Source organism: Halopiger aswanensis, assembly GCF_003610195.1.
Lineage (GTDB): Archaea > Halobacteriota > Halobacteria > Halobacteriales > Natrialbaceae > Halopiger > Halopiger aswanensis.
In genome coordinates this window covers 925,121-951,052 of the sequence record NZ_RAPO01000001.1, presented here as the reverse complement: position 1 = coordinate 951,052, position 25,932 = coordinate 925,121, and the positions used below count along the sequence as shown (strand labels likewise).

General features: G+C 66.7%; 32 protein-coding genes. 24 read left to right on the top strand and 8 right to left on the bottom strand.

From position 1 onward, the window contains the following. Positions 1 to 73: 73 nt before the first annotated feature. A complete protein-coding gene (locus ATJ93_RS04640; protein ID WP_120243431.1) occupies positions 74 to 1,060 on the top strand; it encodes an AIR synthase family protein in 987 nt (328 codons plus the stop codon). 82 nt (positions 1,061 to 1,142) lie between these two features. Next, a complete protein-coding gene (locus tag ATJ93_RS04635) occupies positions 1,143 to 1,340 on the top strand; it encodes a hypothetical protein (protein ID WP_120243430.1) in 198 nt (65 codons plus the stop codon). A 397-nt stretch (positions 1,341 to 1,737) separates the two neighbouring features. On the opposite strand, the gene ATJ93_RS04625 is transcribed toward ATJ93_RS04635, so the two are convergent. Then, entirely contained in the window at positions 1,738 to 2,607 is an 870-nt protein-coding gene (locus ATJ93_RS04625; RefSeq protein ID WP_120243428.1) for a phosphatase PAP2 family protein, read from the bottom strand. Positions 2,608 to 2,697: 90 nt separating this feature from the next. After that, positions 2,698 to 5,469, bottom strand: a complete 2,772-nt coding sequence (locus ATJ93_RS04620; protein WP_120243427.1) for an AAA domain-containing protein — start codon at positions 5,467 to 5,469, stop codon at positions 2,698 to 2,700. A gap of 175 nt (positions 5,470 to 5,644) precedes the next feature. Between ATJ93_RS04620 and ATJ93_RS04615 the strand changes: the two genes are divergently transcribed. Continuing rightward, the gene (locus tag ATJ93_RS04615; protein WP_120243928.1) at positions 5,645 to 6,196 is read left to right on the top strand and encodes an SPW repeat protein; all 552 of its coding nucleotides are present in this window, start codon (positions 5,645 to 5,647) and stop codon (positions 6,194 to 6,196) included. Here ATJ93_RS04615 and ATJ93_RS04610 read toward each other — a convergent pair. After that, positions 6,193 to 6,432, bottom strand: coding sequence for a hypothetical protein (locus tag ATJ93_RS04610; RefSeq protein ID WP_120243426.1), 240 nt, complete (start codon positions 6,430 to 6,432; stop codon positions 6,193 to 6,195). The two genes, ATJ93_RS04615 and ATJ93_RS04610, sit on opposite strands and share 4 nt — an antisense overlap. Positions 6,433 to 6,601: 169 nt before the next feature. On the opposite strand from ATJ93_RS04610, the gene ATJ93_RS04605 reads away from it, so the two are divergent. The 4 genes from ATJ93_RS04605 to ATJ93_RS04590 all read left to right on the top strand — a co-directional run bounded on the left by ATJ93_RS04605 (position 6,602) and on the right by ATJ93_RS04590 (position 9,375). Continuing rightward, positions 6,602 to 7,156 carry a hypothetical protein gene (locus ATJ93_RS04605; protein ID WP_120243425.1) on the top strand — a complete coding sequence of 185 codons (555 nt, stop codon included), beginning with the start codon at positions 6,602 to 6,604 and terminating at the stop codon, positions 7,154 to 7,156. Between the two features lie 151 nt (positions 7,157 to 7,307). Further along, entirely contained in the window at positions 7,308 to 8,531 is a 1,224-nt protein-coding gene (locus tag ATJ93_RS04600; RefSeq protein ID WP_120243424.1) for an ABC transporter substrate-binding protein, read from the top strand. Between the two features lie 68 nt (positions 8,532 to 8,599). Then, complete coding sequence (locus ATJ93_RS04595; RefSeq protein ID WP_120243423.1) at positions 8,600 to 9,037, top strand: DUF3225 domain-containing protein; 438 nt, start codon at positions 8,600 to 8,602, stop codon at positions 9,035 to 9,037. Between the two features lie 2 nt (positions 9,038 to 9,039). Continuing rightward, on the top strand, positions 9,040 to 9,375 hold the full coding sequence (locus ATJ93_RS04590) for a hypothetical protein (RefSeq protein WP_120243422.1): 336 nt from the start codon (positions 9,040 to 9,042) through the stop codon (positions 9,373 to 9,375). A gap of 48 nt (positions 9,376 to 9,423) precedes the next feature. Here the strand turns inward: ATJ93_RS04590 and ATJ93_RS04585 are convergent, their stop codons facing one another. Both ATJ93_RS04585 and ATJ93_RS04580 read right to left on the bottom strand, forming a co-directional pair. After that, positions 9,424 to 10,386 carry a zinc-dependent metalloprotease gene (locus ATJ93_RS04585; protein WP_120243927.1) on the bottom strand — a complete coding sequence of 321 codons (963 nt, stop codon included), beginning with the start codon at positions 10,384 to 10,386 and terminating at the stop codon, positions 9,424 to 9,426. A 46-nt stretch (positions 10,387 to 10,432) separates the two neighbouring features. Continuing rightward, complete coding sequence (locus ATJ93_RS04580) at positions 10,433 to 10,747, bottom strand: hypothetical protein (RefSeq protein ID WP_120243421.1); 315 nt, start codon at positions 10,745 to 10,747, stop codon at positions 10,433 to 10,435. A gap of 137 nt (positions 10,748 to 10,884) precedes the next feature. Between ATJ93_RS04580 and ATJ93_RS04575 the strand changes: the two genes are divergently transcribed. From ATJ93_RS04575 to ATJ93_RS04535, 9 genes are all read left to right on the top strand, one after another. Then, positions 10,885 to 11,112, top strand: coding sequence for an LSM domain-containing protein (locus ATJ93_RS04575; protein ID WP_120243420.1), 228 nt, complete (start codon positions 10,885 to 10,887; stop codon positions 11,110 to 11,112). Then, entirely contained in the window at positions 11,109 to 11,285 is a 177-nt protein-coding gene (locus ATJ93_RS04570) for a 50S ribosomal protein L37e (RefSeq protein WP_120243419.1), read from the top strand. Before ATJ93_RS04575 ends, ATJ93_RS04570 begins: the two co-directional genes overlap by 4 nt. Positions 11,286 to 11,604: 319 nt before the next feature. Next, positions 11,605 to 12,312, top strand: coding sequence for a DUF4013 domain-containing protein (locus tag ATJ93_RS04565; protein ID WP_120243418.1), 708 nt, complete (start codon positions 11,605 to 11,607; stop codon positions 12,310 to 12,312). A 141-nt stretch (positions 12,313 to 12,453) separates the two neighbouring features. After that, complete coding sequence (locus tag ATJ93_RS04560; RefSeq protein ID WP_120243926.1) at positions 12,454 to 13,647, top strand: threonine synthase; 1,194 nt, start codon at positions 12,454 to 12,456, stop codon at positions 13,645 to 13,647. Positions 13,648 to 13,746: 99 nt separating this feature from the next. Then, a complete protein-coding gene (locus ATJ93_RS04555) occupies positions 13,747 to 14,448 on the top strand; it encodes a phosphoglycerol geranylgeranyltransferase (protein ID WP_120243417.1) in 702 nt (233 codons plus the stop codon). Positions 14,449 to 14,598: 150 nt separating this feature from the next. Then, positions 14,599 to 15,294: a helix-turn-helix domain-containing protein gene (locus tag ATJ93_RS04550; protein ID WP_120243416.1), complete on the top strand. Its 696-nt coding sequence runs from the start codon at positions 14,599 to 14,601 to the stop codon at positions 15,292 to 15,294. Positions 15,295 to 15,370: 76 nt separating this feature from the next. Further along, positions 15,371 to 15,874: an Lrp/AsnC family transcriptional regulator gene (locus ATJ93_RS04545; protein ID WP_170155515.1), complete on the top strand. Its 504-nt coding sequence runs from the start codon at positions 15,371 to 15,373 to the stop codon at positions 15,872 to 15,874. Between the two features lie 175 nt (positions 15,875 to 16,049). Beyond that, positions 16,050 to 16,334 (top strand): HalOD1 output domain-containing protein, encoded by a 285-nt coding sequence (locus ATJ93_RS04540; RefSeq protein WP_120243414.1) that lies wholly within the window; start codon positions 16,050 to 16,052, stop codon positions 16,332 to 16,334. Then, entirely contained in the window at positions 16,331 to 16,597 is a 267-nt protein-coding gene (locus ATJ93_RS04535; RefSeq protein ID WP_120243413.1) for a hypothetical protein, read from the top strand. The genes ATJ93_RS04540 and ATJ93_RS04535 overlap by 4 nt, the downstream gene beginning before the upstream one ends. A 33-nt stretch (positions 16,598 to 16,630) precedes the next feature. Here the strand turns inward: ATJ93_RS04535 and ATJ93_RS04530 are convergent, their stop codons facing one another. Then, positions 16,631 to 17,470 (bottom strand): SIR2 family NAD-dependent protein deacylase, encoded by an 840-nt coding sequence (locus tag ATJ93_RS04530; RefSeq protein WP_120243412.1) that lies wholly within the window; start codon positions 17,468 to 17,470, stop codon positions 16,631 to 16,633. A gap of 61 nt (positions 17,471 to 17,531) precedes the next feature. Further along, positions 17,532 to 18,215, bottom strand: a complete 684-nt coding sequence (locus ATJ93_RS04525; RefSeq protein ID WP_120243411.1) for a helix-turn-helix domain-containing protein — start codon at positions 18,213 to 18,215, stop codon at positions 17,532 to 17,534. Between the two features lie 172 nt (positions 18,216 to 18,387). On the opposite strand from ATJ93_RS04525, the gene ATJ93_RS04520 reads away from it, so the two are divergent. The 7 genes from ATJ93_RS04520 to ATJ93_RS04490 all read left to right on the top strand — a co-directional run bounded on the left by ATJ93_RS04520 (position 18,388) and on the right by ATJ93_RS04490 (position 24,264). After that, entirely contained in the window at positions 18,388 to 19,734 is a 1,347-nt protein-coding gene (locus ATJ93_RS04520) for a cytochrome P450 (protein ID WP_120243410.1), read from the top strand. A 74-nt stretch (positions 19,735 to 19,808) separates the two neighbouring features. Next, the gene (locus tag ATJ93_RS04515; RefSeq protein ID WP_120243409.1) at positions 19,809 to 20,021 is read left to right on the top strand and encodes a hypothetical protein; all 213 of its coding nucleotides are present in this window, start codon (positions 19,809 to 19,811) and stop codon (positions 20,019 to 20,021) included. After that, positions 20,011 to 20,379, top strand: coding sequence for a PIN domain-containing protein (locus ATJ93_RS04510; protein WP_245977505.1), 369 nt, complete (start codon positions 20,011 to 20,013; stop codon positions 20,377 to 20,379). The genes ATJ93_RS04515 and ATJ93_RS04510 overlap by 11 nt, the downstream gene beginning before the upstream one ends. Positions 20,380 to 20,509: 130 nt before the next feature. Further along, positions 20,510 to 21,814, top strand: a complete 1,305-nt coding sequence (gene aspS, locus ATJ93_RS04505) for an aspartate--tRNA(Asn) ligase (RefSeq protein WP_120243407.1) — start codon at positions 20,510 to 20,512, stop codon at positions 21,812 to 21,814. A 159-nt stretch (positions 21,815 to 21,973) separates the two neighbouring features. Next, on the top strand, positions 21,974 to 22,399 hold the full coding sequence (locus ATJ93_RS04500) for a universal stress protein (RefSeq protein WP_120243406.1): 426 nt from the start codon (positions 21,974 to 21,976) through the stop codon (positions 22,397 to 22,399). 83 nt (positions 22,400 to 22,482) lie between these two features. Next, entirely contained in the window at positions 22,483 to 23,718 is a 1,236-nt protein-coding gene (locus ATJ93_RS04495; protein ID WP_120243405.1) for a cation:proton antiporter, read from the top strand. Positions 23,719 to 23,808: 90 nt separating this feature from the next. After that, positions 23,809 to 24,264, top strand: a complete 456-nt coding sequence (locus ATJ93_RS04490) for a universal stress protein (RefSeq protein ID WP_120243404.1) — start codon at positions 23,809 to 23,811, stop codon at positions 24,262 to 24,264. Between the two features lie 37 nt (positions 24,265 to 24,301). On the opposite strand, the gene ATJ93_RS04485 is transcribed toward ATJ93_RS04490, so the two are convergent. After that, positions 24,302 to 24,691 carry a DUF7576 family protein gene (locus tag ATJ93_RS04485; protein WP_120243403.1) on the bottom strand — a complete coding sequence of 130 codons (390 nt, stop codon included), beginning with the start codon at positions 24,689 to 24,691 and terminating at the stop codon, positions 24,302 to 24,304. A 159-nt stretch (positions 24,692 to 24,850) separates the two neighbouring features. Here ATJ93_RS04485 and ATJ93_RS04480 point away from each other — a divergent pair, with 159 nt between their 5' ends. Next, positions 24,851 to 25,684 (top strand): pantoate kinase, encoded by an 834-nt coding sequence (locus tag ATJ93_RS04480; protein ID WP_120243402.1) that lies wholly within the window; start codon positions 24,851 to 24,853, stop codon positions 25,682 to 25,684. Positions 25,685 to 25,932 lie beyond the last annotated feature (248 nt).

Here is a 25,932-nt window from a genome sequence, read left to right as displayed (position 1 = left end):
CGCTATCACTACCTGTGGCAGCATACGAGCCGAATCCCGAAGGTACAAACCGTCGATCGTTCCAAGTCCTGCTATGCCCGGGAAGGTACCACCCGACGAGTTACTCGCGCACGTGTTCGATCGGACGGGCGGGCCCGACGCCGACGAGACGATCCTGCAGGGGCCAGCCTACGGCGAGGACGCCGCCGCGATCGACTGGCCGGGCGGCGACCTGGTCGTCAGTTCCGACCCGATCTCGTTGGCCGCCTCGCAGGTCGGCACCCTCGGCGTCCACGTCGCCTGCAACGACGTCGCCGCCTCCGGCGCCGATCCGCGCTGGCTGACCGTCGTCGTCATGCTCCCCGACGAACAGACCGCTCTCGAGGCGATCACCGAGGACCTGCACGCCGCCGCCAGCGAGGTCGGCGCGTCGATCGTCGGCGGCCACTCCGAGTACGTCGACCAACTCGAGCGGCCGCTGCTCTCGCTGACGGCGATGGGCGCGACGGAGTCGTTCGTCCCGACCGGCGGTGCCGAACCCGGCGACCGAATCATCCTAACGAAGGCCGCGGGGATCGAGGGCACGGCCATCCTCGCGGCCGACTTCGCCGACGAGTTCGACGTCGACGACGAAACTCGGATGCGGGCCGAAGCCTTCCTCGAGGAGATCAGCGTCGTCCCCGACGCCCGCGTCGTCCGCGAGTACGCGACCGCGATGCACGACCCCACCGAGGGCGGCGTCGCGGCCGGTCTGCTCGAGCTCGCGCGCGCTTCGGACGTGCGACTCGAGGTCGACCGCGACCCCGTCCCGATCCGCGAGGAGACCGCGCGGCTCTGTGACGCCGCCGGCGTCGACCCGCTGCGGATCTTCGGCTCCGGCGCGCTGCTCGCGACCGTGCCGCGCGACGCGGTCGGCGACTGCCTCGCGGCGCTGGCGAACGAGGGACTCGAGGCAGCCGAAATCGGCGTCGTGACGGCGGGCGGCTCGGGGCTGCTCGTCGACGGCGAGTCGGTCACGGAACCTGTCGAGGACGATCTGTATCCGCTGTGGGAAGCGGCGGACGCGGACGAGGGCGAGTGACCGGTCCGTCCAGTCGCGGACAGCGACCGACGCCCGAATTCGCGTGCCCCGAACTTATTGATAGGGATCGCCACCCACACACATGGCAACGATCGCCTACGAGGGGCCGGACGGGCTCGCCGAAGAAACGGTCGACGCCGACCACATCACCGACTCCGGCAAGGTACAGGGCGTCCGCGTGCGCCTCGCGGACGAGGGGTTCATCCACCTTCCCTACACCCGCCTCTACTGGATTCGAATGAGCGAAGAGGAAGGACGAGCGAATTACTCGTCGGCGTAGCGCGGGATCAACGACGAACCCGCAGCGGACGATCGCTGCTACTCACTCGCGATCGTCCGCACTTCCCATCCCTCGTCGCTCGAGGCGCCGGACCGAAAACCCACCGTGATTCGAAGCGGTCCGGAGCCGTGTTCTCTCAGTTATCCGGTCCTGCCGTAGGGGCGCGCGAGCAGTCGGATCGGCTGCGGCAGATCGGCCGCTCGGCGCCGGTGGCCGGTCTCGGTCGATTCCTCCCCGTCGGCCGCTCGCCCCGGCTGCGGCCGCCGAAAGTACCGTTCGATCGGACGCGGTGTCTCCCCACCTATCATGCTGTCGCGAATAGCCATTCCCCATTAGCCGTCATTATTGTTGTGGCTGTAACACGATCGGGGCCCGCCAGGGGACGGGACGCGAGAGCTCAGGACGCGCCCCGTCGCTGCGCGAGCGAGTCGAACACGGCGGTCGAGCAGCGGGCGACCGCGCTCGGCGCGAGCAGGATCCAAGCGACGAGCACCGCGTACAGGCCCGCGAGCAGCGGTGCGACCGCCACGGCGGCCTCGAGCGCCCGAACGCCGACGGTGCCGCCGGCCCCGAGCCCGACGAGGGTGGCGGCCTCGAGGCGCGATCGCAGCGCCGGCACCCCGTAGTCGTCGATGCCGAGGGTGGCGAGGACGCCGCCGACCGAGCCGCCGAACCCGAGCAAGGCGTCCTCGGTCGCGCCGGCGACGGCGAGGGCCGACAGCGAGAGGACGACTGCGATCGCGAACCCGCGCGTCGGGTCGCCGCGGGTGAGGCGGTTCATCGCGGGTAGGAAGGCGAGCCCGATCGCCGCGCCGGCGATCACGTCGCCGAGGTAGTGGACGCCGAGGACGACCCGCGAGAGCGAGACGGCGACGACGACGGCGCCGACCGCCAGGACGGCCCGCGGATCGCGCCTTCGGTCGAACGCCGAGAGGAGGCCCCCGTAGACCACGACGGCGGCGAACGCGTGGCCGCTCGGAAAGCCGTAGCCGTCGGCCTCCCCCGCGGCGCCGGGCAGCAGGACCGCGTCCGGCGGGCGGGGCAGTCCGATGAGCGACTTGAGCGCCACGAGGAGGGCGAGGCCGGCGAAGGCGTAGCTGACGATCAGCGCGGTGTTCCGACGGTGCCGACTCGAGAGCCAGAACAGCAGCGCGAGGACGATCATCGCCCCCGTCGACCCACCGAGTTCGGTGACGGCAAGCGCGAGGTCGGCGTAGTCGGCGGGAAACAGCTCTCGAATCGCAGCGCTTTGTGCCTCGAGTCGCATGTCGGCTCAGCGTCTTCGTGCGTCCGACGTAAGTGTTCACATCGCGGGACACTCACGAGACGCAACCGTTCGGGCGGACCGGGTCCGAAGTCAGCGCCGCGCCCACTCGAGCATCCGCCCGTAGACGGGATCGGTCGCCAGCGCGTTCGAGTCGCCGACGAGCACGAGCGCTCGCTTAGGTCGCGTGAGCGCGACGTTGATCCGCCGGTAGTCCTCGAAGATCGGCCCCTCGAGCGACCCCGTCGCGGTGAAGGAGACGACGATGACCTCCTGGCTCGAGCCCTGGAAGCGGTCGACGGTGTCGACGGCGACGTCGTCGGGGACGTGCGCCGAAATCTCGGACACTTGCGCGCGGAACGGTGCGATGACGCCGATTTCCGAGCGCTCGAGGCCGGCCGCCTCGTAGGCCTCGATCAACTCGGCGATGCGGGCGGCCTCCTCGCTGTCGGTGTACCGGCTGCCGTCGCCCTCGACGTCGACGAACGAGACGGGGTCTTGCAGGTGTTCGGGCAGGTCAGCGCGCGCAACGCCCTCGAGGTCGTCCAGCGTCCGGGCCGCGACTTCGGGTTCGGCGGGCCGCAGTTTTCCGTCGTAGAACTCCCGCGAGGCGAACGCCTGGATGCGCTGGTTCATCCGGTACTGGCGGTCGAGCATGACGCCGGCCTCGGGGTGGAGGTCGACGAGCCGCTCGAACAGCGACTCGGAGAGGTCGTTTTCGGCTCGCACGACCGGCGGCAGCTGCTCGTGGTCGCCGACGAGGACGAACCGCTCGGCGAGGTTGATCGCCGCGCAGGTACCGGGTTCGGTCAACTGGGCGGCCTCGTCGACCAGCGCCGCGTCGAACGACTGTTCCTTCATGATGCGGGAGCCGCAGGTCGCCGTCGTCGCCGCGACCACCTGCGCGTTCTGCAACTCCGCGAGTCGGTCCTCGGGATCGCCGGCCCGCTCGAGGCGGTAGGGTTCCATGTCGTCGCGGACGCCGCTCTCGGAGCCGACGCGGACGATCCGCTCTTCGTCGATGACGCCCTCGAGTTGCTCGAGCAGTGCCTCCAAGGCGTTGTCGACCGCGCGGTTCGTAAAGGCCGACAGCAGGACGCGCTCGCCGCGCTCGACCATCGCGCGGATGGCGCGGGCGATGGTGTATGTTTTCCCGGTGCCCGGCGGGCCGTGGATCAGCGCACAGTCCTTCGCGCCGACGGCCTTCGTCACGGCCTCGTTCTGGCGCGCGTTGTTGTCGATGAAGGTCTCCTCGATCTCCTCGAACTCGGGATCGGCGCGGCCGAACAGGATATCTTTCCGTCGCTCGTCGCCCTTCAGGAGCGCGTCGTGCAGGGCGGCGAGCAGTCGGTCCGTGGTGAGTTCGGAGGGGTAGACGTCCAGTCTCGTGACCTCGACGGGTTCGTCGGCAGTGAGGACGATTTCGTCGTCCAATCGCTCGATGCGGGCGAGTTCGGACTGCCCACGGACCGGGTGGCCGTCACTCGCGAGGACGAGGTCGCCCTCCCGGAGCTTCGATGTCGCACCGCCCTCGCGGCGCGCACGGAGTTCCCAGCGCCCGCCCTCGAGCGGTCGCTTCTCGACGAACTCGAGGTCGATCAGCGCGCGGTCGTCGTCGGCTCGCTCCTGGGCGTCCTGCTCCCAGAGCTTGGCGTACTCGCGGTGGACCTCGCGGCGTTCCTCCTCGATCGCCCGATAGAACCGCTCGAAGTACTCGAGTTCCTCGTCGGGCAGGGCCTGGCCGATCTGACCGGCCTTGGACTCCTGATCGAGGCGACCGGAGACGACCATACAGGTGTCCTGCTCGAAGCAGTACTCGCACTTGGCCGACCCCTCGTAGCCGGTCGGGATATCGCCGCTCGTCTCCATCGCCGCGATCTCGTTCCGGAGCCGGACGACGAACTTCAGCAGGCCGTCGCCCATCGAGAAGTCCTTGGCGGGGGTGAGGTCGCCGGTCTCCTCGTTGCGGTCCAGCGCCGAGTTCTTCGTGTACAGGAGGGTCCCGGTGTCGACGTCGCCGCCGTGTTCCTCGAGCAGCAGGGCGTAGCAGGCGGCCTGCACCTTGTCCTTGAACCGCGGTTCCTTCTTTAAGTTCTTCCCCGTCTTGAGTTCGACCGGCGCCCCCCGGCGGATCGCGTCGGCGCGGCCGCGGATGCCGAAGGTCTCGCTGATGAGCAGTTGTTCGGAGCGCCAACTGTCTTCTTCGGTCAGCCGGCCCTGCTCGAGCCAGCCCTCGATCGCGCCGGCGTTCTCGCGGACGTCCTCGGCGACCGAGTCGGGGGATTCCCCCAGCAGCCCGAGTTCGAGGCCGTGCTCGTCGACGCGGGCGTCGATGGATTCCTCGAGATCCCGGCCGCGCAGGAGGTCGCCGAAGACCTCGTGGACGATGGTCCCTTTGACGACGGGGTAGTTCAGCGGAACGCCGGAGAGCTTGTTCAGGTAGTAGAGGCGGGGACACTCCACCCAGTTGCGGATCGCGGTTACGTTCACCAGAAACGAGGGCTCGACGACGACGTAGGAGTCGCCGGTCGTCTTGTACTGCGTCTCGCCCTGGTACTCATCTTGCTCGGCGTTCGTGACGAGCAGTTCCATCCCGGGCTCGAGGAGTTCGGCCGATTCGGTCCACTTGTTCCAGAGCGTTACCGTCGTCGGCTCGGGGTCGGGCTCGAGGTTTGGGCCGGAGTCGGCGACGGAGTCACCCTCGACGGCGGCCGCGAGCGGCTCGCTCTCGGGGCCGCCGTCCGGCGCGGCCGCCGCCTCGATCGCCGTCAGCTGCAGCGGCACTTCCGCCAGATCGGTCTCGCCGTAGCTCGTCGACACCGACCGCACCTCGACCTCGCCCGCGACGGTTCCGCGTACGTGCACGGCTATGCATCACGGGCCGAGTCGACAAAAACGCTATCGGTCGCCGCTCGAGTCGCCCGCCGAACGGGAACGCCGCAGTCCTGCGAGTAATCCCCGATTACTCCCGATTGCGACCGACGGCCGGTCGAAACGGTCGCCGTCGCTTTTGGGACCGCGAGCGGAATCGCCGCTCGAGATGAGCGACTCGAACGACGACCGGCGGACGGGATCGGAACCGGACGCGAACGGGATCGACGGCCCGAAAAACCGGCCGGAGGAGGCGTCAGCCGATATCGACTCCGGGACCGGCGTCGGCGACAATCCCAACGACCGCGATCCCCGCGACGAGTCCACGCGAGTCGTCACCGAGGAGCGCCGTCGTAACACGCCCATCATCAGCGCCATCGTCGCCGTCCTCGGCGCGTGGATCGCGCTGTCGGTTCTGGTCTACGAGGTCGGCGAGGCCGCCACGTGGAACAACGTTCTGGTCGGCATCGCCGTCGTCGCCGCGGCCGGCTACAACTACTACCGGCTCCACAACGACATCCCGCTCAGCGCCGGGGTCGCGTCGCTGGTGGCGGTGCTCGGCATCTGGCTGATCATCTCCGCGGCGCTGCTCGAGATGGCCGGCGGCCTGTTCTGGAGCACGCTCGCCACGGGGCTGCTCATCGCCGGGCTCGCGGGGTACAACGCCTACGAAGCCCGCGAGGCGAGAACGGTCGCGACGGAGCCGGAGACGGGAGCTTAAAGCTCCGACTCGAGTCGACGCAGCCGATATTCGGCGGCGTGATGCCGAATCGCGACGGCGGCAAAGCCGAGCATAACCGCGGTAAAGCCGATCGCCACGAGCGGCGACACGCCGTTGACGTAGCTGTTCAAAAGCTGTCCGAGCGCCAGCGCCGCCGGGCCGAGGGTAAGCAGGCAACTCGTCGCCGGGGTGGCGCGAAACAGTTCAACGATGGGGAGTGGTTCGCGGACGGACATGGGGAAAGCGACGGTTACGTGTGATGTCGGGGCGGTCGTCGTATTCCTTTTGGTTCGATTCGGGTCGAATTTTCTCGCGTACCGGACTATCACAATCACTTGCCGGTCGGATCACACGGTGGTCGTCGCAACCGATACGTTCTTTCCGACCGCAATCCAACCACGAGACATGCGGATTCGCGAGTGGCAGGACATACTCGAGGACGTCACCGAGCGGAACGTCGACCCGGACGACTGGCGCGCAGTCGCCGGCGACCGCGCCGGCGGCGTCGGCGAAGACATGTACCTCGCGCATCCCCGAGCGGGCGTCTTCTTCCTGAAGACGTACGCCAAGAATCCCTACGAGGTCCGCGGCGTCGGCACCCAGGTCGCGCGCAATCTGGACGACGAGATCGGCTCGTTCCTTCCCCAGGAGGAGGAAGCCGGCGGCCGGTTCGCCGTCCAGTCCCCGCCCGAGGACGAGGACCACGCCGAGACCCTCTCGAAGCGCCTCGAGACGGTCCTCGAGACCCACGCGGACGCCCCGACCCGACCGCAGGATCTGTTCGACGACGTGATGGAGGCCATCGAGAGCCCCGCGTTCGGCCCGATGGAGTACGACCAGTACGACCGCCCGGACGAACTCGACGATCTCTCGGACCGCTTCGAGGAGGCCGACGAACTGCTGAACGCGGAACTCGAGGACTTAATCGAGACCGACGAGGTCGACCGCGGCTTCATGTGACCGGAACGGCCGGTTACTCCCCCACGTAGCGCGCTGTTTCTGTGATCCACCGCCCTCACACGGTGCAAGACCGTCGCTACTCGGCGATTCGATATTTTAACCTCGCCTACATTCCGGAACCGTTTTATATTTTTAGGTCAGCCTAATTCGCATGGCTCGAGACGAGAGAACGCCGCGGACGCCGACCCGACGAGACTACGTGAAGTACGGGGGCACCGTCGTCGGTGCTGGGCTCTTCGCCGGCTGTACGAGTAACGAAGGGGACGAGTCGAACGCGACGACCTCGGAGTCGCCGGAGTCGTCGCAGTCGCCCTCGAGCGACGGCACGATCGCAGACGAGTCGTACACGGTATCGATGTCGCCGATGGGCGAGGTCGAGTTCGACGAGGTCCCCGAGACGATCTTCACCCGCCTGACCCACCTTGCGGGGATGGCGTTCGCGCTCGGACGCGGCAACGACGTGAACGCGCTGCACGCGCCGGACTACTACAACGACCTCTGGAACCAGTTTACCCCGCGACTCCCGGGCGTCTCGATCGATTGGAGCGGGCGCTACTCCTCGTGGAATCCCGACCCGGAGAAACTCTACGAACTCGACAGCGACGTCCACCTCGCCGATCCGGCGAGCGTCCTCGCACTCGACGGGTGGAACCAGTCCGACGTCGACGAGATCCGCGAGAACATCTCCCCCTGGTTCGGCAACCACTACAGCAACAGGCATCTCTCGCCGCCCGACGAGTACGCCGGTGAATACGAGTACTACACCCTCTGGGAGCAGTTCGAGAAGGTCGCACAGGTGTTTCGGGCAGAAGAGCGATACGAGGCGCTGGCGTCGATCCACGACGACATCCTCGCGACCATCGAGGCGGACCTGCCGCCCGAATCCGAGCGGCCGACCGTCGTTATGGGCGGCTTCTCTACACCGACGGAACCCTACGTCTACAACGTGGATACCCCGGGATACCTCACCGCCCACATCCGCCCGCTCGAGCCGGTCGACGCGTTCGGGGACGACGTGTCCTCGGGAGCGCAGATCGACATGGAGACGCTGATCGAAGCCGATCCGGACGTGATCATCTCCTTCGGCGGGATGCACCCCGACACCGATATGGCGAGCATCCGAACGGAACTCGAGAACGATCCGGTCGGACAGAAACTCACGGCGGTACAGAACGACCGCATCTACGCGCAGGGCGCACGGTATCAGGGCCCCATTCTCAACCTCTTCCAGTTGGAGATGACCGCCAAGCAACTCTACCCCGATACCTTCGGCGAGTGGCCGGCGTACGTCGACGGCGCGTATCCCGAACTTCCGGCGGCGGAACAGTTCTTCGACCGGCAGCGCGTCGCCGACATCATTCGGGGCGAGTTCTAAACGCCGGTCGCCTGCGACTGCGTCCGATGATTCTATAGGAGCGGCTTCCCACGGATACACCAACACCAATGTCTACCGGCGCCGCCGACGTCGTCCGCGACTACTACGACGCGCTCCGGCAGGGCGAGCCCCTCGAGCCGTACTTCCGCGAATCCGATGCGACGGTCAAGTTCGGGATCAGCGAGGCGCTGTTCGGCTCCGACGCGGTCGCCGAGGCGCTGCGATCGCAGACCGAGACGACCGACGAGTGGTCGGTCGAGAGTTCGAATCTCGTCGTCGACCAGCGCGAGGCGTTCGCCACGTTCGCGGACGAAGTGACGATGGCCTGGAGGGAGACGGAGAGCGGCGCCCGACACCGGTTCGACTCGCGCTGGAGCGGATCGCTGGTGCCGGCCGACGACGCGTCGGCCGCCGGAGACAGCGCTGGCGAGAGGGCGACCGAAACCGACCCAGACCCCGACTGGCTGTTTACATCGATGCACGTCAGCGCACCGCAGGACCTGTGACCATGAGCCGGGACCGAAATCGCGATCACAATCACGACCGACGACGCGACCGCAACTCGAGCGGCGCGAACGACTCGAACCGCGCGCGTGGCTCGAGTCGCCGGCCGCGGCGACGAGATCGGGCGGGGCGACGAGGGGCCCGCGAGCAGGAAGAGCGAAGCGCCGACATCGCCGGTCGCAGACGGCTCGGTGCCGGATTCGTACTGTTGGTCGGCCTCTCCGGCGGACTGATGGCACTGCAGGGGGACGCGTCGCTGGCCGCGGTCGGTGCGGTGACTGTCGCCAGCATGGTGGCCGGCGGTGCGCTGTTGTGGTATCTGTACTGGATCGTCCGCTAAACGGTGGTATCGCGGGTGAGGCTGGAGTCGTAAAATCGGACGTGTGCGTTATCGCTCGACGCGTCGCAGCCACTGCTCCGGCGAGTCCAGTTCGTCGTGACTCGGCAGGTATTCGGGCCCCTCCCAGACTACGGCGGCCGTCTCGAGGTCGCGCGTGGAGACGACGTACTCGAAGAAGTCCTTGCCGCGCTCGTACTGGCGGCGCTTGAGACCGAGGCCGAGCAGGCGACGGAACAGCTGCTGCAGCGGACCGCGACCCTGTCGGCGCTCGTCTAACTTGCGGCGCAGGTCCTCGTACTCGTCGTCGAAGGCGTGGTCCATCAGCAGTTCGGCGTACCCCTCGACGACGGTCATCGCCGCGTCGAGGTCGCGGAACGCCTCGCGGTCGAACGAGCCCTGCGAGAGCGTCGCGATCCCCTCCTCCATGCGCTGCTCGAGGTGCTCGGAGAGCCACGGGGCGGCGCCGAACTCCGCGGCGTGGGTCACCTCGTGGAAGGCGATCCAGCGGCGGAACCGGTCGGGATCGACCTCCAGGGACTCGGCGGCCTTGAGGATGTTCGGCCGGACGAAGTACAGCGCGTGCTCGTCGGCGGGCGTGTCGGCGAGCAGGAGGGGGTCGTACTGGCCGAGGACGTTCCGCCCGAGGAAGGAGAGCATGACGGTCATCGTCCCCGTGTTGATCGTTCGGGCGACGCCGGGGAACGTACCGGTGTTGGCGTGGGTTTCGAGCGTGCTCATGACGCGCTCGAAGGTCGCGACGTTGGCGTCGATCCAGTGGTGGCGGTTCTGGATCTCGACGGTTTCGGGGACGTCGAACTCGAGTCCCGACACCGACCGGACGCCGGCGCGGGCGTCGCGAACGTCGCTCGCGTACGCCTCGGCCTCGCCGGGCTCTAAGTCGATCGAGCCGGGATCGGTGGCGGCCTTGGCGGCCTCGGCGGCCGAGCGCCAGTCGATCGCATCGTCACCGGACGCCCCGGCAACGGCCCGGGCGCTGCGATAGAGATTCACGAATACGGGTACGTCGAGCGGACGCAAAAGCGTTCTGTCGATCCGGTTAGTTGACGATCACGTCGGGCTGTTCTTCCTCTTCGAACTCCTCCTCGTCGTCGCCGCGGTAGCGCTTGACCGCGACGCCGGCGGCGACGAGGAGTGCCAGCGCGACCAGCGCGCCGACGGCGCTGGGGCCACCCGAGTCTTCGTCTGCCGCGGCAGCGTCGTCGTCTTCTTCGTCTACTGTTTCGACGTCCCCCTCGAGTTCGGCCGACTCTTCGCTCGCGCCGAACGGCAGCACTTCGCTGATCGTCCGCGGCCCGAACTGCGGATTACCGTCCAGATGCAACTCGACGAGAGTGAATTTCTTGTCTCCCATATTCGGGTGGTCAACGAGTGTCCACTTAGCCGTTTGGTTGGTTCGCATTAGGGGTCGCCAGCGTAGGCAGCCATTGATCCCCGCGAGACGGAAACGGGACCGGTACGATTAAGTGTCCGTCACCTGCCCTCTTTTGTATGAGTGGACGACCGCTGGACATCCTCGAGGCGTCGCTCGGCGAACGCGTCACTGTTCGGCTCAAGAGCGGTGACGAGTACGTCGGCGAGCTCACGGGCTACGATCAGCACATGAATCTCGTGTTAGAGGACGCGACGATTCCCGTCGAGGGTGGCATGGAAGAGGAGACGCCGGTCGAAGACACAACCATTATACGCGGCGATAACGTCGTTTCGATCACTCCATGACTGGTGCAGGAACCCCGAGCCAAGGAAAGAAGAACAAGACGACCCACGTTAAGTGTCGTCGCTGCGGAGAGAAGTCCTACCACGTGAAGAAGAAGGAATGCTCGTCGTGCGGCTTCGGCAAGTCGTCTAAGCGCCGCGACTACGAGTGGCAGTCGAAGGCCGGCGACAACTGAACGTACGATCGCTCTGCGACTCGTAACGGACATTCTACCCCTGCTTCCGTGCCGTCTCTTCTCGAGTCGCATCGCTCCATTCTCGTCTCAGATTAGAGCCGCTTCTCAGCGGGTGGGCGTTCTCCGTTGTCGACTAGTGAATTCGAATGTCGTCTCGAGAGAGTTCGCCGTTCTGTCACTATCCGCCCCCCAATTCCAAATATTCCTCATACGGGCCGTGAACGTCCCGAAAGCAGGCCTGACGAACGTTTATATAGTTGTCGGTCGTATAATACATTACTCAGGCCGCGAGCGACTGCAGACGGTCGAGGTGATACCCATGCTAACTGACTCACTAGCGTACTTGACGCGCAGCGACGAGATGTGGAAGACGAGCATTATCGGCGGACTCATGCTTCTGTTCGGCTTCCTCCTCTTCCCCCTGTTTCTCGTCTGGGGGTACGTCGTCCGCGTCCTCGAGCGAACGACCCACGGCGACGACGAGGCACCGCGGTTCGAGGACTGGGGCGAAATGCTGATCGACGGCGCGAAGGCAACGGTCATCCTCCTGGCCTACTCGCTCGTACCGATCGTCGTCGGTGGCGTGCTGGCCGGCATCGCGACGCTCGTCGCCGGCGGTTCCGTCGACTCGATCGGCGCGGCCGCCGCGGCCGTCACTGGGCTGGTCACGTTCGCGACCGTCCTCGTCGTCGCCTACGCCGTGCCGGCGGCGATCACGAACTTCGCCGTTGAAGGGCGACTCGCCGCGGGACTCGACGTCGGCGCTATCCGCCCGATCCTCGCAAGCGGCACCTACGCCGTCGCGTGGCTGCTCGCGCTCGCGATCGTCGTCGCCGGCTCGCTCGTGACCGGCGCGCTCAACGCCATCCCGTTCGTCGGCGTCGTGCTCGGTGCGATCGTCGCGTTCTACGCGCTGGTCGCGGCCTATCACGCGATCGGCCACGCCTGGTTCGATCTCAACCCCGTCCCCCTCGAGGAGATGGGGAACGACGAGGGCGACGCATCGACGGAACGGCCGGCGATCTGATCGCCGCAGTACGACGCGGTCGTGCGGTTCGATCGTAAGCGGACTCGTTTTTTCGGTACTCGAGGCAGCACCGTTCGACGCTCGTACCCGCACGACGATGGACAGCCATTAGTCCCGGGCCCCGAACACTCGAGTATGGACCTGACGACGACGGACGCCTTCGACGGCCTCGAGTGCGTCGACTGCGGCGCGACCTTCGACGCCGCCGAGGCGACCCACGAGTGTCCGGACTGCGGCGGGGTTCTCGATCCGACCTACGACTACGACGCGATCGACCTCGACCGCGAGACCCTCGCATCCCGACCGTTCGACTCGATGTGGCGCTACGAGGAACTGCTGCCGTTCACGCGCGAGTCGGCCGTCACGATGGACGAGGGTGCGACCGCGCTGGTCGACTGCCCCAATCTGGCCGACGAACTGGGCGTCGGGCGCGTCCTGATCAAGGACGAGGGCCGGAATCCGACGGGGACCTTCAAGGATCGCGGGCAGACCGTCGCCGTGACGGCCGCGACCCAGCACGGCGCGAGCGACGTCGTCCTCGCCTCCGCCGGGAACGCGGGCCAGGCCGCCGCGGCCTACGCCGGCCGCGCGGGCCTCGAGTCGCACGTCTTCCTGCCCTCGCGCTCGGGCTTTACGAACAAGGCGATGGTCAACGTCCACGGCGGCGACATGAACGTCGTCGGCGGGCGGATCGGCGACGCCGGCGCGGCCTACGAGGAGGCTCGCGAGGAACACGAGGACTGGTACCCGCTCCAGACGTTCGTCACGCCCTACCGCCACGAGGGCAAGAAGACGATGCTGTACGAGATCGTCGAGCAACTCGACTGGGACGTTCCGGACGCGATCTGTTACCCGACCGGCGGCGGCGTCGGCCTCGTCGGGATGTACAAGGCCGCCACCGAGTTCCGGGACCTCGGTCTGATCGACGATCTGCCGGCGATGTACGCCGCGCAGGCGTCGGGCTGTGCGCCCATCGTCGAGGCCTACGAAGAAGGGTGGGACGAACACGAACCCGTCGAGACCCCCGACACCATCTGCGGCGGGCTGGAGATCCCCGATCCCGGCGCGAGCCCGTGGATCCTCGAGGCGCTGCGCGAGACCGACGGCGGCGCGGTCGCGACGGACGATCCGGACATCCTCGAGGCCGGCGTGCAGGTCGCGAAACACGAGGGGCTCGAGATGGTACCGAGCGCCGCCGCAGCCGCGAGCGGCGCGTGGGAACTGGCCGAGCGCGGCGAGTTCGACGGCGACGAAACGATCGTCATCCTCAACACGGGTTCGGGGAACAAGGAGGCCGACGTGTTGCGGAGCCACCTGATGGGACAGGGCGTCTGAGGGCCCGTAGCGCCGCCGCGGTGTCGTCGGGACCGCCCGCGAACCCGACGCGACGCCCGTTTCGTAGCGTTTTTGCCGGTTGTCGGGAAACGGAGCGGTATGACTGCTCCCTGGGCCGACTGGAACCACATTCTGAAGATCGATCCGGACAAGGACCTTCCCGACGGCGTCACCTACGGCGACCTCTGTGCGACCGGGACCGACGCCATCGAGGTCGGCGGCACCATGGGGATCACCGAGGAGAACATGGCCGACGTCATCGCGGCCTGCGCCGAACACGACGTTCCGCTCTACCAGGAACCCTCGAGTCCGGACGTCGTCATCGAGGACGACGCGCTGGACGGCTACCTCATTCCGACCGTCTTTAACGCCGGCTCGCCGTTCTGGATCACCGGCGCGCACAAGGAGTGGGTCCGCCTCGATACGGACCTCGACTGGGACCGGACGTCCACCGAGGCCTACATCGTGATGAACCCCGAGGCCGACGTCGCGACATACACCGAAGCCGACTGCGAGCTGGACGCCGACGAGGTCGCCGCCTACGCGAAAGTCGCCGAGCGCATGTTCGGCCAGGAGATCGTCTACCTCGAGTATTCGGGCACGCTGGGCGACGAGGAAATCGTCGCGGCCGCGGGCGAAGCGACCGACGAGTCGACGCTGTTCTACGGCGGCGGCATCCACGACTACGACTCCGCGTACTCGATGGCGCAGTACGCCGACGTGATCGTGGTCGGCGACCTCGCGCACGACGAAGGCGTCGAGGCGGTGCGCGAGACGGTCGAAGCCGCGTCGGACGCCTGATTGCGCGGCGATACCGCCGCATCTCGGTTTCATATTACTGTCGATACGTGGGACGATAAAGCCGAATTCCTCCCGGTATTAGCCGTTTACGGCCGGGTATCGAGTTGTCGGCCTAAACGGTTTTGGACCTCCACCAACGTATCACTGGGTATGAGTGTCCGCGTGGCGTTCGAAGCGGCGTCGCCGAAGTTCTTTCTCGGGCCGACGCTCGAGGCGATGCCGTCGCTCGATGTGGTTCTCGAGCGCCAGTACGCGCTCGACCCGACCCAGCCGGTCGCCTTCTGCCGGATGCGATGCGACGATCACGAGCGACTCGAGCGAACGCTTGCAGCCGACGGAACGGTCGCGGCGTTCGACCGACTCGATCGAACGAACGATCGGGCGCGTTTTCGGGTCAGGCGGAGTGAGTCGGAGGCAGGGGCCGAGGCCCAATCTCGATCTAAATCCGATGCCGACACTGACGTCGTCGGTGCGTACCGCCGCTGGGTATCGGTCGGCGGCGAACTGTTGGGCGGACGGGCCACGAACGGTCGGTGGGAGATCGACATGCGATTTCCCGACCGGGAGGCGTTCACGGACTACCACGAGTTTCTCGCGGCCCGCGGCGTCGAACTCGAACTCCACCGCCTCGCGGACGGCCCGAGCGCCCACGCCGACGACGCGGTCGTCACCGATTCCCAGCGCGAGGCCCTCGCGCTCGCGTTCGAACACGGCTTTTTCGACGTGCCGCGCGAGACGGGGCTGACGACGATCGCCGAGACGCTCGAGATCTCCGAACAGGCCGTCAGCGAACGGCTTCGCCGGGGACAGGCGCGGCTGGTCGAGGAGTACGTCGTCACGGACTGAGTCTCCGAGGGACGCCGATCGCTCGATGAGCAAAAGCAGCGCCGGCACTCATCCGTCGGACGCCCGTTGGAACGGTATGGACCTCGACGCGACCAACCGGGCGATCCTCCACCTGCTACAGCGGGAGAGTCGGAGCCGCCTCACCCACGACGAGGTTGCCGAGCAGGTCGGCGTCTCCTCGAGCACCGTGAGCAATCGCCTGCAGGACCTCAAAGAGCGAGGGATCCTGCAGGAGTACCGACCGGTGATCGACTACGAACGGGCGGGCGTTCCACACCACCTCCTGTTTATCTGTACGGCGGCCATCGCCGATCGCGGGCCGATCTGCGAACAAACCATCGAGATTTCGGGCGTCGTCAACGTGCGCGAACTCCTGGCCGGAACCCGGAACCTGCACGTCGAGGCCATCGCGATGGAATCGGGGGAGATCGAACGGATCGCCGAGGAACTGGACGCACTGGGCCTCGAGATCGAGGGGTCGGAGATACTGCGCAACGAGTATGCCCGGCCGTTCGACGGGTTCGGGCGCGAGGAACTCGAGGGCGAATCGGATTCGGACCCCGATTCGGAGCAGCCGTAGCAATCGGACGCGAGATCGCACTCTCGGTCGGGTCCGAACCGGGATCACCGTCGACCCGCCGCTCGGCATCGACCCCTTTCGTTCATGGCCAGCAGCCAGAATCCATCTTTTCTGCTGGTGTCCGCCGACGATACTGTTCGTCATTCTTATAGTGAGGCCGCCCCTGACACTGGTGATGGCAACACAGTCCTCCCGGCCCGACGGCGACGAGCCGCTGTCGGTCAGGGTCGCTCGCGAGATCGCGGCCCACGACGGCGTCGATCCGACGGAGCTGTCGCCGCCACTGTACCACAGCCTCGATACGGCTGCGTTAGACGCCCTCTTCGAACCGAAGCGGCGCGGCGGTTCCCGACACGGCCGCATCACGTTCGCCTACAACGAAAAACGGGTAACCGTCCACGACGACGGCGAGATAACGGTCGAACAGTCCGGCACTGATCCGGAGACCGACTCCCAATGAAATTCTGCCACACCTGCGACTGGTTCGTCGACGAAACGGACGGTGCAACCGAACAGGAGCGATCGCGGCTCGCGCTCGAGCACTTCGTCGAAACGGGCCACTCGATCGACTCGAGCGGGTCCGTCGGCCGGCCGACGCCCCCGTCGATCTGCGAGGAGTTGCTGATCCGGGATTTGTTGGGCGTGGACGCGGATCTGGACATGAGTACCAGCACGGCAGGAACGAGACCGGGAACGGAAACGGAGACCGGCTCGGGCGCGTAGCTCGCCGGTCCGAATTCCGTGCGAGTGCTAGATTCAGTTTTCTTTCTCGACGAGACTTCGTAGCCGCGGCAGGGCCTCGGTAACGTCGTCCCGACGGACGATATCGGCGGCGTCGTCGACCGGCGTCGACTCGAGGTTGATGACGCCGACGGTCGCGCCCGCCGATGCTGCAATCTTCGGCAGCGACGCGGCCGGCTCGACGACCAGCGAGGAGCCGATCGCGAGGAAGACGTCGCTCTCGCGGGCCAGCGACCGCGCGCGTTGCATGACGGCGCCAGGGAGCTGTTCGCCGAAGAGGACGACGTCGGGCTTGTAGATCCCGCCGCAGTCGCAGGTCGGCGGGAGTTCGCCGTCCGCGGCGCGGTCGAAGACCGGACCGGCGTCGGTCCGCGCGCCGCAGTCGGTACACCGGACGCGGCGCGCGTTGCCGTGAAGCTCGAGGAGGAGGGGAGCTTCAGTTTCGGACACTGCGTCGCCGTTTTCGGCCGAATCGTCGTCGATTGCTTCGGCGACCGTCCCGTGCAACCCGTCGGTATTCTGCGTGAGAATCGCCTCGAGGTAGCCGTCCCGTCCCATCGCGGCCAGCGCTTCGTGGCCGGCGTTCGGCTCGTATTCTTCTCCGAACAGCTCTCGCTGGAGATCGACGCGGTCGTCCCAGAAGCCCTCGGGATCGCGTCGGAACCGGCCGTAGGTGAACTGCCCTTCGTCGAAGTGCTCCCAGACGCCGTCGTCGCCGCGGAAGGTGGGCACGCCCGACGGCGCGGAGATGCCGGCGCCGGTCAGCGCGACGGTCGTCCCGGCGCGTCGGATCTCGTCGGCGAGGGACTCGAGGTCGCCATCGGCGCCTTCGTCGCGGTCGTCCGTTTCGGCCATATCGGACGGTAGACCGCGCTCGACTAAAGCGGTCAGGTCGTCGCTCGCCGATCCCCAACTGTTACTGCAGCGACGCCGAAGCCGCGTAGGATCCCGCTAACTTCGCTTCGATCCGCTGGAGGTGTTCGCCGACCGTTCCCGCCGCGAGATCGAGTTGCGCGGCGAGGTCTCGGTGGGTCGTCTCGCGGGGGATCTCGTAGTACCCCTCCTCGAGCGCGAGTTCGAACAGCTCTCGCTGGCGGTCGGTCAACGTCGGCGCGAACCCGCCGTCATCGGGCTCGTACTCGCCCATTCGGCGCAGATCGAGGGCGATCCCTTCGGGGAGGGCCGCGGCCGCGCGCTGGATCGAGCGGCTGGTGCCGACCGCCGTCACCTCGAGGCCGCGGCCGGCAGCCCCGTCGCCCGCGTCGACGTACGTCATCGGCCAGTCGAGGACGAGTTCGTGCTCGTCGAGGATCGCGAGCAGGTCGTCGACGGGGCCGACGGTGCGACACTGGACGTACGCGACCCCGCGGACGCGCTCGCCGGTGACGTCGTACTCGAGGGCGTCCGGCGAGTCGTCGAGGAGGGCTCGCGCGCGCTTGAGGTCGCCCCGAAGCTCGAGCAGTTCGACGTATCGGTCGTCGCCGACGGCGTTCACGTGGCGGATCGCCTCGATCGAGACCGCGTCGCTGCGAGCGAAGGCGTCGTCGACGGCGTTGAGTCGGCCGTCGGCCCAGGTCAGGACGACGGTGGCGTACCTCATCGCCAACCCTCCGTCCCGCGAGTACTCGACACGGGTCTCGAGCGCTCGGGTCGGTTTCGGTTTTCCGCCGATCGATCGCGAAGTCTCATACCGATCCTATCCATCGACCTCTTAAATACACCTAGCATGCTCGGGTATAGACGAACGGGTTCGGGGTTCGTTTTATCGGGTGATGAGCAGCGACGTCCCCGCGATCACTGACGAGCGTCCGGACGGTCCCGACGGCTTGCCGATCGTCGGCAACCAGTTGGCGTTTCTCCGCGATCCGTACGGGTTCATGACCCGGACGGCCCGCGAGTACGGCGACATCGCCTACTGGGAGGACCCCGGCGGGCCGGTCTTCCAGTTGAACCACCCCGAGTACATCGAGCAGGTGCTCGTCCAGAACAACCAGAACTACGTCAAGGGCGACCGATTCCAGCAGACCCTCGGGCCGCTCACGGGCAACGGGATCCTGAACAGCGAGGGCGCCGTCTGGCGGCGCAACCGCCACCTGATCCAGCCCGCGTTCCACCCGAACCGGATTCAGGAGTACGCGACGATGATGACCGACTTCGCCGCGGACGCACTCGCGGACTGGGAGGACGGCCAGACCAGACACGTCCACGAGGACATGATGGAGGTTACGCTGAAAATCGTCGCCCGGGCGCTGTTCGGGACGGACATCGACGAGCACGTCGACACCGTCGGCTCGGCGCTCGAGGAGTTCATGGAAGCTACGGAGAGCCTCGCGAACTTCGTGCTCCCGCCGCAAGTGCCGACGCCGGCGCGGCGTCGCATCGAGCGCGCCCGCGAGAACTTAGACGAGGTCGTCTACCAACTCATCGAGGAACGACGCGCGAACCCCACCGACCGCGACGTCATCTCGAAACTGCTCGAAGTAACCGACGAAGAGGGCGAGGCGATGTCGACCGAGCAGATCCGCGACGAGGTCGTCACGCTCCTGCTGGCCGGCCACGAGACGACGGCGCTGTCGCTGACGCTGACTTTCTACCTGCTGGCGAAAAACCCGAGCGTCGAGGAAAACCTGGTCGACGAACTCGAGGACGTCCTCGGCGGCGACGCACCGACGATGGGGGACCTTTCGGAACTGACCTACACCGAGAAGGTCGTCAAGGAGTCGATGCGGCTCTATCCGCCGGTACCGGGGATCATCCGCGAGGCGGTCAAACCCGACGTCATCGGCGGCTACGAGATTCCCGCGGGCGCGTCGATTCGGATGCACCAGTGGGTCGTCCACCGGGATCCGCGCTGGTACGACGACCCGCTCGCCTTCCGTCCCGAGCGTTGGACCGACGAGATGGAGTCCGACCTGCCGAAGCTCGCGTACTTCCCGTTCGCGGCCGGGCCGCGCCGCTGCATCGGCGACCGGTTCGCGATGCTCGAGGCGCGGCTCATCCTCGCGACGGTCTACCAGAATTACCACCTCGAACTCGAGCCCGGTACGGACCTGGACCTGCGCGCGACGATCACCGCGCGGCCGAAACACGAGATTCCGATGACGGTCCGCGAGCGGTAGCGCGGACACCTCGTGTCGTCGTTCGCCGACCGCCGTCTAACCTTTATATCCGGGGCATTCGTACTCGGACACAGATGGGGACCGACACGGAGCCAGCCGACGACGAGAATCCGCTTCGCGACCTCGTCGGGTTCGTCGACGCGGACGAACTCGAGGGGGTTCGCGCACAGCTATCGGCGTTTCGCGCGGAGATAAACGGACAGATGGACGAGGCCGAGCGCTTTCGCAACTCGAACGGCGAACTCGATACGGAACAGTTCCTGGAGGGCGACGATAGTGCTGCTTGATGAGAGCTTCGTCGTCGACCTCATGGCGGGCGACGAGGACGCCGTCGCGGCGCTCGAGGATATCGACTGGCGCGACGCCGCGATATCGGAGCTAACGGTGGCTCAGATTCGAGAGGGGCTGCCCGAAGCGAAGCGAGCCGAGTTCGACGCGATCGTCGAGCGACTCGAGGTGGCACCCTACGATTTCCCGGCTGGCCGGACGGCGGTCGACGAGCACAAGCGCCTCCACGGCGAGGACCACCCGATCGACGCGGTCGATGCGATGATCGCCGGGATCGCCATCGAAGCCGACGAACCGGTGCTCACGCGGACCCCGTCGGTCTTCGAGCGGACGGCGGCGGACGTCAGGTCGTACTGATCGGACCGTTCTCGTCGCTCGCATTCCGTTCTGTTTCGGTTCGTCCCGGGACGTCTCGTCGCCCTGCGGCCGCTCGACACGGCGACCCCGAACGATTGCGCTTAAGTTGCGCCTGCGTGAATCGGTGTGTATGCAGGACAGAACCTACACTGCCGACGCCGAGCCGGGCGACGAGGTCACCGTCGCCGGATGGGTCCACGAGATCCGCGACCTCGGCGGCATCGCCTTCCTGATTCTCCGCGACACGACCGGGAAGATCCAGATCAAGTTCGAGAAGGAAGAAATGGACGACGACCTCGTCGAGGCCGGACTCGACGTCTCCCGCGAGAGCGTCATCAAAGTCTCCGGCGGCGTCGAGGAAGAGCCTCGCGCGCCGACGGGCGTCGAGGTCACGCCCGAATCGCTCGAGGTCGTCGCGCCGGCCGACCCCGAACTGCCGCTCGACCCCTCGGGGAAGGTCGACGCCGACCTCTCGACGCGGCTGGATAACCGCACCCTCGACCTGCGCAAGGACGACGTCCAGTCGATCTTCGAGATCCGCTCGGGCGTCCTGAACGCCGTCCGCGACCAGTTCCGCGAGTTCGACTGTACGGAGATCAACACGCCGAAGATCGTCGCGACCGGGACCGAGGGCGGCACCGAACTGTTCCCGATCACCTACTTCGGCGAGGAAGCGTTCATGAACCAGTCGCCTCAGCTGTTCAAGCAGCTGATCGCCGGCTCCAACGTCGAGCGCGTCTTCGAGATCGGCCCGATCTTCCGCGCCGAGGAGCACAACACGCCGCGACACCTCAACGAAGCGACCTCGATCGACTTCGAGGGCGCGTTCTGCGACCACGAGGACGCCATGGACGTCGCCGAGGGTATCGTCAAGTCCGCCTACGAAGCCGTCGAAGAGAACTTCGGCGACGAACTCGAGGCGCTCGGCATCGCCGACGAGTTCGAGGTGCCGGAGGGCGACTTCCCCCGTATCAGCTACGAGGAGGCCATCGAGCGCATCAACGCGACGGGCGAACTCGACGAGCAGCTCGTCTGGGGCGACGACCTCTCGACGCCGGCCGAGGAAGCGCTCGGCCAGGACGTCGGCGGCCACTACTTCATCACCGACTGGCCCAGCGAGATCAAGCCGTTCTACATCAAGGACCACGACGACGATCCGGAACTGTCGACCGGCTTCGACCTCATGCACCCGCGCATGGAACTGGTCTCCGGTGGCCAGCGCGAACACCGCCACGAGAAGCTCATCGAGGGCTTCGAGCAGCAGGGGCTGGACCCCGACCAGTTCGAGTACTACACGAAGATGTTCAAGTACGGCATGCCGCCCCACGCCGGCTTCGGTCTCGGCGGCGAGCGTCTGCTGATGACGCTGCTCGAGCTCGATAACATCCGGGAGGCTGTGCTGTTCCCACGCGACCGTCAGCGGCTGTCGCCGTAACTGATAGCAACGTAGCCGCGAACCGGGATCACTGAAATCGTTTTTTGGCGCTGGCCTCGAGTGCGGACGCGATAACCGCCCGAACGAACAGCTGTCGCGGTGACCGACGGCGACGGGCATCGCGCCAATAACTATCTATCACTGCACCGTAGGTCACCTATGGCCACTCGAGTCCTCGTACCGATGGACGGCTCCGAACCGGCGGAAGCGGCGCTCGAGTACGTCCTCGAGATGCACCCCGAGGCGGACATCACGGTGTTGCACGTCATCGAACTCGAGGGGACGACGCTGACCGTCGATGACGGGCTCGGATTCGACGACGAGGTGCAGCGAGGCATGGAGGAGCAGGCCGAGGCAGTGTTCGACCGGGCGCAAGAACTGGCCGAGGAGGCGGCCCACGAGGGCGACCTCGAGACGACGACGGGGATCGGCGATCCGACGCGCTCGATCATCGACGCCGCGGCGGACGCCGATCTGGTCGTGATCGGAAGTCACGGACGCCACGGGGCCGCGCGGCTCCTGCTGGGGAGCGTCGCGGAGACGGTCGCCCGACGGTCGCCGGTTCCGGTGACGATCGTCAGGTAAGTTCGGACCGCGATGGCCCGAATTCGAGCGCTGTTTGTATTGCAACCCGAGAATATTTTCCGCGAGTCGTCGCACACGCGTTCGTGTCCCTCTACGAGATCGCGCTGGTGATCGTCGGCGTCGCGGTGCTCGGCACGGTCGCGCTGCCGCGGCTGCTCGACAATCGCCCGGTCTCGTTTCCCATCGTCTACGTCGCGTTCGGCATCCTCGTCTTCTCGCTGCCGCTCGAGTTGCCCGCGCCCGATCCGCTCGCACACGGGACGATCGCGGAGCATCTGACCGAAATCGGCGTCATCGTGGCGTTGATGGGGGCGGGGCTGAAGATCGACCGGCCGCCGGGGGTCAAGCGCTGGAAGACGACGTGGCGGCTGCTCGGGATCACGATGCCGCTGACGATCGCCGCCGCGGCGGTGCTGGGCTGGTGGGCCGTCGGGCTGTCGATTCCCACGGCGGTGTTGCTCGGGGCAGTCATCGCGCCGACGGACCCGGTGCTGGCCGCCGACGTCCAGGTCGATCCGCCCCAGAAGGGCGAGAGCGACGAGGTCCGGTTCGCGCTCACGTCGGAGGCCGGACTCAACGACGGGCTCGCATTTCCGTTCACGTACCTCGCGATCGCGATGGCGACGGCCGGCGTCGGGCCGGACAACTGGCTCCTCGAGTGGCTGGCGGTCGACGTCGGCTACAAGATCGTCGTCGGGGTCGCCGTGGGGTGGGTGTTCGGCTACGCCCTCGCGAAGTTCGTCTTCCAGTACCCCGCGAGCACCCGACTCGCCAAGGCGATGGGCGGTGCCGAGGCGCTCGCGGCGACGCTGATCGCCTACGGCCTGACCGAACTGGCGGGCGGCTACGGGTTCATCGCCGTCTTCGTCGCGGCGGTCGCCATTCGCGGCTTCGAACGCGATCACGAGTATCATCAAGAACTCCACGACTTCGCCGAGGTCGTCGAGCGGCTCGTGGTGGCCGTGTTGCTCGTGCTGTTCGGCGGTGCGATCGCGACGGGGCTGTTCGCGCCGCTCACGTGGCAGGCTGCACTCGTCGGGCTCGCCTTGGTCCTGCTCGTGCGTCCTGTCGCGGGCTTGCTCGGACTCGTCGGCTATCCGCCGGAGCGAAACGCCATCGCCTTCTTCGGAATTCGGGGGATCGGCTCGTTCTATTACCTCGCCTACGGCGTGAACAACGCCGAATTCGATAACTCGGGGATCGTCTGGTCGATCGTCGGCTTCGCCGTCCTCGTCTCGATCGTCGTCCACGGCGTCACCGCCGCGCCGGTGATGTCCGATCTCGGCCAGGAGGTTCCCGCGCCGGAGGCGACGGAGTGAGGTGCTGACTCGGCCCGATCCGCCCCGCACGTTCGCACGTTTCGTGTGACGGCCCAACCCCTACGGCGAGACTCTCCATATGCTCGCCAGATGTACGACGAAATTCTCGTCCCGACCGACGGAAGCCCCAGTTCCGAGTCGGCGATCGACCACGCCCTCCACATCGCTCGCCAGAACGACGCGACTCTCCACCCGATGTACGTCGTCGACCCCGCGGACATGGGCGATCTCGGCGACGAACCGGCCGAGCTACGCGCCCAGTGCAGCGAGGTGACCCAGCCGGTTCTCGAGGCGGCCCAAGAGGCGGGTCTCGAGGCCGAACAGCACGTACTCGAGGGAACGCCGAACGAGCGAATCGTCGAGTACGCCGGCGATACGTCGATCGATCTCATCGTAATGGGGACGCGCGGAAAGAACGGTCTAAGCCGCGTTTTGCTCGGGAGCACGGCTGAGCGAGTCGTCCGGAACGCACCGGTGCCGGTGTTGACGATTCGGCACGGGGTCGAGGGCGAGGCCAGGGTCGGCAACGAGACCGAGGCCGCGTAGACGGCGACAACTCGACGCGAGACGCGGCGAGCAACAGTCAGCGGCAGTACGACCAGTCGCGGGGCGCTTGCCGTGCGTCCGCTTTCGCTGCCGCCGACTGCGATCCGGTCGGCGGCTCATCGGGGAGGCACGCCTCGCTGCAGTAGTGGGCCTCGAGCGTCGCCGTCTCCGTCTCGACGACCCAACTGAGTCGGCGCTCGCGCGGACCGATCGTCTCGCCGCAGGCCCGGCACTGATCCGCAGCTGCAGTAAGCTCGAGCGGGCCGTCGGCGGCCTCGTCACCGGTGTCGGTTGCCGACGCGTCGCTGTCGCTCGTGTCGACGCCACTGCGGCGCTCGAGTCGATCGGTACTCGCCGCGGACCGGGCGGCGTCGCTCCCCAGCGAGGACGATGTCGACGTTGACGTGGAATCGGGCTTTCGGGTCACGTTCTGCTTTCACTGAACGAACACAAATACGGTGCCGTGATATTCACTCACTGATGACGTTCAGGGAGCGGAACAGTCCGCCGGGGGCTGCGAGTCCGCCGCGAGCGACGGACGCGAAAAATCTTCAACGTTATACCGCTCGGACCGAAATCACGGGTAATGCGCGACGAGGCGACGGCGTTCGTTCCGGGCCACATCACCGGTTTCTTCAGTGCTCATCCGGACGAAGATCCGACGAAAGCCGGCTCGCGAGGCGCCGGCCTGACGCTTACCGACGGCGTCGAGGTGACGGTCGAGCCCGCAGCAGGATCGGAGCCGACGGTCGTCCTCGACGGGGAGGAAATCGAGGTCGACCCAGTGACCACCGTTCTCGAGACGCTCGACGCGCCCGCGCGGGTGGAGGCGACTGCGGACCTCCCGCTGGGCGCCGGCTTCGGCGTCTCCGGCGCGCTGGCGCTGGGGACTGCGCTCGCGGCGAACCGCGTCTTCGAGCGGAAGCTCTCGATGAACGAACTCGTGACGATCGCTCACGGCGCCGAAGTGCAGGCGGGCACCGGCCTGGGTGACGTGGTTGCACAGGCTCGCGGCGGCGTCCCGATCCGCCTCGAGCCGGGCGGGCCGCAGGACAACAAACTCGATTCGATTCCCGCGCGCGCTCGAGTCGAATACGTCTCCTTCGGCGAACTGTCGACGGCCGACGTCCTCTCGGGCGATACCGAGCAGTTGACCGAGGCCGGTACGGAGGCGCTGTCGCGGGTGGTCGAGGAGCCGACCCTGCTCTCCTTCATGTACGCGTCGCGGCTGTTCGCGCGCGAAGCCGAGTTGTTGACCGAGCGCGTGAGCGAGACGATCGGCGACGTCGCGGCCGTCGACGGACAGGCGTCGATGGCCATGCTCGGTGAGACGGTCTTCGCGCTCGGGACGGGACTCTCCGACGCCGGGTACGAGCCGTCCGTCTGTGCGACCCATCCGGCCGGCGCGATGCTGAAGTAGCCGCCTCGCCCTCATCGCGGGCGCACTACAGTCGCTCGCTGGGTCCTGCCGATTTCGACCGGTATGCTGATGGTTTTCGGAGGACCGGACGGCGGCACCTGTTCTGTCGGTACTCCGTTACGTCTTCGCCACCCAATTATCAGATCTGGGAATTTGGCCGAGTAGCGCGTTCTCAAGGCTGAATACGTGCAAGAATATCCGTAACAAATCGTACACTTGGCCGAAGCTTTATTATAGTACATTCGAGT

What these genes read in the sequence shown, in the direction of transcription:
- ATJ93_RS04640 (WP_120243431.1), top strand. Translation starts at nt 74, where the DNA reads ATGCCCGGGAAGGTACCACCCGACGAGTTACTCGCGCACGTGTTCGAT.
- ATJ93_RS04500 (WP_120243406.1), top strand. Translation starts at nt 21,974, where the DNA reads ATGGCCACTCGAGTCCTCGTACCGATGGACGGCTCCGAACCGGCGGAA.
- ATJ93_RS04530 (WP_120243412.1), bottom strand. Translation starts at nt 17,470, where the DNA reads ATGGCCGAAACGGACGACCGCGACGAAGGCGCCGATGGCGACCTCGAG.
- ATJ93_RS04555 (WP_120243417.1), top strand. Translation starts at nt 13,747, where the DNA reads ATGACTGCTCCCTGGGCCGACTGGAACCACATTCTGAAGATCGATCCG.
- ATJ93_RS04540 (WP_120243414.1), top strand. Translation starts at nt 16,050, where the DNA reads ATGGCAACACAGTCCTCCCGGCCCGACGGCGACGAGCCGCTGTCGGTC.
- ATJ93_RS04600 (WP_120243424.1), top strand. Translation starts at nt 7,308, where the DNA reads ATGGCTCGAGACGAGAGAACGCCGCGGACGCCGACCCGACGAGACTAC.
- ATJ93_RS04550 (WP_120243416.1), top strand. Translation starts at nt 14,599, where the DNA reads ATGAGTGTCCGCGTGGCGTTCGAAGCGGCGTCGCCGAAGTTCTTTCTC.
- ATJ93_RS04580 (WP_120243421.1), bottom strand. Translation starts at nt 10,747, where the DNA reads ATGGGAGACAAGAAATTCACTCTCGTCGAGTTGCATCTGGACGGTAAT.
- ATJ93_RS04570 (WP_120243419.1), top strand. Translation starts at nt 11,109, where the DNA reads ATGACTGGTGCAGGAACCCCGAGCCAAGGAAAGAAGAACAAGACGACC.
- ATJ93_RS04480 (WP_120243402.1), top strand. Translation starts at nt 24,851, where the DNA reads ATGCGCGACGAGGCGACGGCGTTCGTTCCGGGCCACATCACCGGTTTC.
- ATJ93_RS04490 (WP_120243404.1), top strand. Translation starts at nt 23,809, where the DNA reads ATGTACGACGAAATTCTCGTCCCGACCGACGGAAGCCCCAGTTCCGAG.
- ATJ93_RS04635 (WP_120243430.1), top strand. Translation starts at nt 1,143, where the DNA reads ATGGCAACGATCGCCTACGAGGGGCCGGACGGGCTCGCCGAAGAAACG.
- ATJ93_RS04575 (WP_120243420.1), top strand. Translation starts at nt 10,885, where the DNA reads ATGAGTGGACGACCGCTGGACATCCTCGAGGCGTCGCTCGGCGAACGC.
- ATJ93_RS04565 (WP_120243418.1), top strand. Translation starts at nt 11,605, where the DNA reads ATGCTAACTGACTCACTAGCGTACTTGACGCGCAGCGACGAGATGTGG.
- ATJ93_RS04525 (WP_120243411.1), bottom strand. Translation starts at nt 18,215, where the DNA reads ATGAGGTACGCCACCGTCGTCCTGACCTGGGCCGACGGCCGACTCAAC.
- ATJ93_RS04615 (WP_120243928.1), top strand. Translation starts at nt 5,645, where the DNA reads ATGAGCGACTCGAACGACGACCGGCGGACGGGATCGGAACCGGACGCG.
- ATJ93_RS04595 (WP_120243423.1), top strand. Translation starts at nt 8,600, where the DNA reads ATGTCTACCGGCGCCGCCGACGTCGTCCGCGACTACTACGACGCGCTC.
- aspS (WP_120243407.1), top strand. Translation starts at nt 20,510, where the DNA reads ATGCAGGACAGAACCTACACTGCCGACGCCGAGCCGGGCGACGAGGTC.
- ATJ93_RS04535 (WP_120243413.1), top strand. Translation starts at nt 16,331, where the DNA reads ATGAAATTCTGCCACACCTGCGACTGGTTCGTCGACGAAACGGACGGT.
- ATJ93_RS04545 (WP_170155515.1), top strand. Translation starts at nt 15,371, where the DNA reads ATGGACCTCGACGCGACCAACCGGGCGATCCTCCACCTGCTACAGCGG.
- ATJ93_RS04625 (WP_120243428.1), bottom strand. Translation starts at nt 2,607, where the DNA reads ATGCGACTCGAGGCACAAAGCGCTGCGATTCGAGAGCTGTTTCCCGCC.
- ATJ93_RS04610 (WP_120243426.1), bottom strand. Translation starts at nt 6,432, where the DNA reads ATGTCCGTCCGCGAACCACTCCCCATCGTTGAACTGTTTCGCGCCACC.
- ATJ93_RS04590 (WP_120243422.1), top strand. Translation starts at nt 9,040, where the DNA reads ATGAGCCGGGACCGAAATCGCGATCACAATCACGACCGACGACGCGAC.
- ATJ93_RS04605 (WP_120243425.1), top strand. Translation starts at nt 6,602, where the DNA reads ATGCGGATTCGCGAGTGGCAGGACATACTCGAGGACGTCACCGAGCGG.
- ATJ93_RS04515 (WP_120243409.1), top strand. Translation starts at nt 19,809, where the DNA reads ATGGGGACCGACACGGAGCCAGCCGACGACGAGAATCCGCTTCGCGAC.
- ATJ93_RS04520 (WP_120243410.1), top strand. Translation starts at nt 18,388, where the DNA reads ATGAGCAGCGACGTCCCCGCGATCACTGACGAGCGTCCGGACGGTCCC.